Origin of the sequence: Streptomyces sp. NPDC001933, from assembly GCF_042890955.1 — a bacterium.
Taxonomy (GTDB): Bacteria; Actinomycetota; Actinomycetes; order Streptomycetales; family Streptomycetaceae; genus Streptomyces.
This window is the reverse complement of sequence record NZ_JBIASS010000085.1, coordinates 1-5,621: the sequence shown is the minus strand read 5'-3', so window position 1 is coordinate 5,621 and position 5,621 is coordinate 1. Positions and strand designations below refer to the sequence as shown.

Here is a 5,621-nt window from a genome sequence, read left to right as displayed (position 1 = left end):
GGCAATCACGCTCGGGTGTTGTTCCACTCGGCGATGGCGTTCGATGCGTCGACGTACGAGATGTGGGTTCCGTGGCTGAATGGCGGCACCCTCGTCGTGGCCCCCGCAGGACATCTGGCCCCGGCCGACTACCAACGGCTGCTGGCCGAGCACCGGATCGGCGCGCTGTGGATGACAGCCGGTCTGTTCCGCGTCATGGCGGAGGAGGCGCCCGGGGCGTTCGCCGGGGTGTGTGAGGTGTGGGCGGGCGGTGATGTCGTCCCGCCGGAGGCGGTGCGCCGGGTCATGGACCACTGCCCGGACGTCACGGTTGTCAATGGTTATGGTCCGACGGAGACGACGACCTTCGCGACCACCCATCGGATCCACCGTCCGCTCGACTATGCGGGTGCGATCCCGATCGGTGAGCCGCTGGACAACCACCGGCTGTACGTCCTGGACGAGGGGCTGCGGCTGGTCGCTCCGGGCACGCCGGGCGAGCTTTACATCGCGGGCGCCGGTCTGGCGCAGGGCTATCTCGACCGGCCCGCGCTGACCGCCGACCGTTTCGTCGCGGACCCGTACGGCCCGGCCGGCACCCGGATGTACCGGACGGGCGACCTGGTCCGCTGGAACCTCGAAGGCTCCCTCGAATACCTCGGCCGTGCCGACCAGCAGGTCAAGCTCCGCGGCTTCCGCATCGAGCCCGGCGAGATCGAGACCGTCCTCGCCGGACGGCCGGGCGTGGCCCAGGCCACCGTCGTCGTCCGCGAGGACCGGCCCGGTGACAAGCGCCTCGTCGCCTACCTCGTCGCCGCCGAAGGCGCCAGGATCGACACCGACGCGGTGCGCCGCGAGATCGCCGGAACGCTCCCGGAGTACATGGTCCCGTCCGCCTTCGTCGTACTCGACGAGATCCCGCTCACCGTCAACGGCAAGGTCGACCGACGCGCCCTGCCCGCACCCCAGCAGAGCACCGACACCGCCGGCCGCGCGCCCCGGGGGCCGGTCGAGGAGGTTCTGTGCGGCCTCTTCGCGGAGGTCCTGGGCCTGCCGTCGGTCACCATCGACGACCACTTCTTCAACCTCGGCGGCCACTCGCTCCTCGCCACCCGGCTCATCAGCCGTATCCGGCAGACCTTCGGAGTCCAGATCACCGTCCGGGACCTTTTCCAGGGCCCAACGGTGGCCGGGCTGGCCGAGTACGTGGAAGCGGGCGGCGAGGCCGTGCGGCGGCCCGCGCTCCGGGAGGCGGTCAGGCCCGAGCGGGTGCCGCTCTCCTCCGCCCAGCAACGTCTCTGGTTCCTGCACCACCTGGAGGGGCCGTCGGCGACGTACAACATTCCGCTGGCCCTGCGCCTCACGGGCGCACTCGACCCGGAGGTCCTCCGGCTCGCGCTCACCGACCTGGTGGTGCGGCACGAATCGCTGCGCACCCTCTTCGGGATGGCGGACGACGCCGCCTATCAGTGGCAGCTCCCGGCGGCCGAGGTCCGGGTGGAGCTGCCGGTCGTCGCGGCGACCGAAGCCACCCTGGAGGCGGAACTCGGGACCCATGCCGCGCGCAGTTTCGACCTGGAAGCCGAACTGCCGTTCCGTTCAGTCCTGTTCGAACTCGGGGACCGGGAGCACGTCCTGCTGGTGGTGATGCACCACATCGCCTCCGACGGCTGGTCCACCGCCCCGCTGCTGCGGGACCTGGCCGCTGCCTGCACCGCACGCACCGAGGGCGCAGCCCCCGCGTGGGAGCCGCTGCCGGTCCAGTACGCCGACTACACCCTCTGGCAGCAGGAACTGCTCGCCGAGGACGGGGAACGGCAGTCCGAGTTCTGGCGCCACGCCCTGGACGGGCTGCCCGACGAGGCCACCCTGCCGGCCGACCGTCCGCGCCCGGCTGTCGCCACTTACCGGGGCAGCACCCACAGCGTCCATGTCCCCGCGGAGCTGCACGACGGGCTGACGCGGCTGGCCCGGGAGACCGGCAGCACGCTGTTCATGGTGGCCCAGGCCGCCGTCGCCACCACGCTGTCCCGCTCCGGCGCCGGGGAGGACATCCCGATCGGCGCCCCGATCGCGGGCCGCTCGGAGCAGGCGCTCGACGACCTGGTGGGCTTCTTCGTCAACACCCTGGTACTTCGTACGGATCTGTCGGGTGACCCGAGCTTCCGTGAGCTGCTGAACCGGGTCCGGGGGACCGACCTCGCCGCCTGGAGCCACCAGGACCTGCCCTTCGACCGGCTGGTGGAGACCCTCAACCCCGAGCGCTCCACTGCTCGGCACCCCCTCTTCCAAGTCGTTCTCACCCTCCAGGAAGCCGTCACCCCCACCCTCGAACTCCCGGGAATCGAAGCCGAGTCGGGCTTCACGACGCTCGACATCTCCAAGTTCGACCTCACCTTCTCCTTCCACGAACACCGCACGGCCGACGGCCGCCCCGGTGGCCTGGACATCAGGGTCGAGTACGCCACCGACCTGTACGACGCCGGCACCGTCGAGGCAGTCACCGCCCGGCTGGTACGGCTGCTGGGCGACGCCGTCGAACGACCCGAAATCCCCGTGGGAGAGCTGGAGTTCATCGGCGCGGACGAACGCCACCGGCTCCTGGAACAGTGGAACGGTGCGGTCACCGGCTCCTCCGGCGCCGGCCTCGCGGAGCTGTTCACCGCGCAGGCCGCGCGCACCCCGGACGCGATCGCGCTGGTCGACGGCGACCGGGAGCTGACCTACGCGGAGCTGGACGAGGAGACCAACCGCCTGGCCCACCACCTCGTGGGACTCGGCGTCCGGCCGGAGAGCGTCGTGGCCGTCCTGATGGAGCGGTCGGCGGAGCTGCTCACCGGGCTGCTCGCGGTGGTCAAGGCCGGAGGCGTATATGCCCCGCTCAACACCGCTGACCCCGACACCCGTCTGCTCCGGATCCTCACGGAGACCGGGGCGCCGGTCCTGCTCACCGACCGGGCGCTGGCCGATCACCCGATCGTGGCCCGGACCACCGCCGAGACCGTCGTGCTCGACGGCACCGCCGGATACGCCCACCTCCCGTCGACGCCCCCGGCGCCCCACGCCCACCCCGACCAGTGGCTGTACGTGATGTTCACGTCGGGTTCGACGGGGGTCCCGAAGGGGGTCGCGGTATCGCACCGCAATGTGGCCGACCTGGCCGCGCAGACCATGTACGCCAACGGCAACCACACCCGGGTGCTGTTCCACTCACCGCACACCTTTGACGCATCGACGCACGAGATCTGGGTGCCCTGGCTGAACGGGGGCACGGTCGTGGTGGCGCCACCCGGATACCTCGACCCCGGGACCCTGGGCGGGCTGCTGACCGAGCGCGGGATCACCTCGCTGTGGCTGACCGCCGGTCTGTTCCGCGTGATGGCGGAGGAGGTTCCGGAGGCGTTCGCCGGGGTGCGTGAGGTGTGGGCGGGGGGTGATGTCGTCCCGCCGGAGGCGGTGCGTCGGGTCATGGACCGCTGCCCGGACGTCACGGTCGTCAATGGTTACGGTCCGACGGAGACCACCACCTTCGCGACCACCCACCGGATCCACCGTCCGCTGGACTACGCGGGTGCGATCCCGATCGGTGAGCCGCTGGACAACCACCGGCTGTACGTCCTGGACGAGGGCCTGCGACTGGTCCCGCCGGGCACCCCCGGCGAGCTGTACATCACCGGTGCCGGTCTCGCCCGTGGCTACCTCGGCCGGCCGGGCATGACGGCGGAGCGCTTCGTGGCGGACCCGTACGGCCAGGGCGGCGCGCGGATGTACCGGACGGGCGACCTGGTCCGCTGGAACCTGGAAGGCTCGATCGAGTACCTGGGCCGTGCCGACCAGCAGGTCAAGCTCCGTGGCTTCCGCATCGAACTGGGGGAGATCGAGACCGCGTTGGCCGCCCACGGGAGCGTGGGCCAGGCGACCGTGGTGGTCCGGGAGGACCGGCCCGGTGACAAGCGCCTCGTCGCCTACCTCGTCGCCGCCGAAGGTGCCAGGATCGACGTGACCGAGCTGCGCGGTCATGCCGCGGACGCTCTGCCCGAGTACATGGTCCCGTCCGCCTTCGTCGTCCTGGACAAGATCCCGCTCACCACCAACGGCAAGGTCGACCGGCGTGCCCTGCCCGCACCCCAGATCTCCCATGCCACCAACGGGCGTGCCCCGCGCACACCGCAGGAAGAGGTGCTCTGCGGCCTCTTCGCGGCCGTTCTCGGGCTGCCGTCGGTCACCATCGACGACCACTTCTTCCACCGCGGCGGTCACTCGGTGCTCGGCACCCGACTGATCAGCCGCATCCGGCGGGCGTTCGGGGTGCAGCTCGGGGTGAAGGACCTGTTCCGGAACCCCACGGTGCTCGCACTCTCCGAATGCGTCACCGCGGGCAGCGGTGAACTGCCCCGGCCGGCGCTGATGGCACAGGAGCGGCCGGAGAACGTACCGCTCTCCTCCGCACAGCAGCGGCTCTGGTTCCTCGACCAGATGGAGGGCCCGTCCGCCACCTACAACATCCCGCTCGCCCTGCGCCTCAAGGGCCGACTCGATCGTCAGGCGCTTCAGCTCGCCCTCACCGACCTCACCACCCGTCACGAGGGCCTGCGGACGGTCTTCCCCACCCACGAGGGCACCCCCCACCAGCACATCCTGCCCCCGGCCGCCATCGACCTCCCCCTGATCACCACCACCGAGGAGGAACTCACCGCACAACTGGCCGAGCTCTCCTCGGCCGCCTTCGACCTGGCCGTCCAGTCGCCGATCCGCACACATCTGCTGGCCCTCGGCGAACAGGAGCACATCCTGCTGGTGGTCATCCACCACATCGCCTCCGACGGCTGGTCCAACGGACCCCTCTTCCGCGACCTGGCCACCGCCTACGCCGCCCGCACCGAGGGCACCGCCCCCGCGTGGGAGCCGCTGCCGGTCCAGTACGCCGACTACTCCCTCTGGCAGCAACGACTCCTCGGAAGCGACGAGGAACGCCAACTCGACTACTGGCGCGCGGCGTTGGCGGACCTTCCGGAGGAGGCCACGCTCCCGGCCGACCGGCCCAGGCCGGCCACCGCGTCCAACCGGGGCACCACGCACACCGTGCACTGCCCGGCCGACCTGCACGACTCGCTCACCGCGCTGGCCCAGGACACCGGCAGCACACTCTTCATGGTGGCTCAGGCCGCGGTGTCGACGCTGCTGTCCCGTTCCGGTGCCGGGCACGACATCCCGCTCGGCTCACCCGTCGCGGGGCGCACCGACCCGGCGCTCGACGACCTCGTCGGCTTCTTCGTCAACACCCTCGTCCTGCGCACCGACACCAGCGGTGACCCGAGCTTCCGTGAGCTGCTGACCCGGGTCCGGGAGACCGACCTCGCCGCCTGGAGCCACCAGGACCTGCCCTTCGACCGACTGGTCGAAGCCCTCAACCCCGAGCGCACCACCGCCCGGCACCCCCTCTTCCAGGTCATGCTCACCGTCGGCGACATGTCCGCCGAAGCGCCTGAACTCCCGGGCCTGGAAGCGACGTACGAGTTCTCGAAGGTGGAGATCGCCAAGTTCGATCTGACGTTCTCCTTCGCGGAGCGTCGTTCGGTGGATGGGCGGCCTGGTGGGTTGGACATCACGATCGAGTATGCGACGGATCTGTATGACGCGCG

General features: G+C 70.8%; 1 protein-coding gene. It reads left to right on the top strand.

Translation table 11 applies throughout. The features are described from left to right. Positions 1-33: 33 nt before the first annotated feature. Positions 34-5,621 (top strand): amino acid adenylation domain-containing protein (locus tag ACFYY7_RS45045; RefSeq protein WP_388672147.1); only part of this gene is annotated, 5,588 nt, incomplete at its 3' end.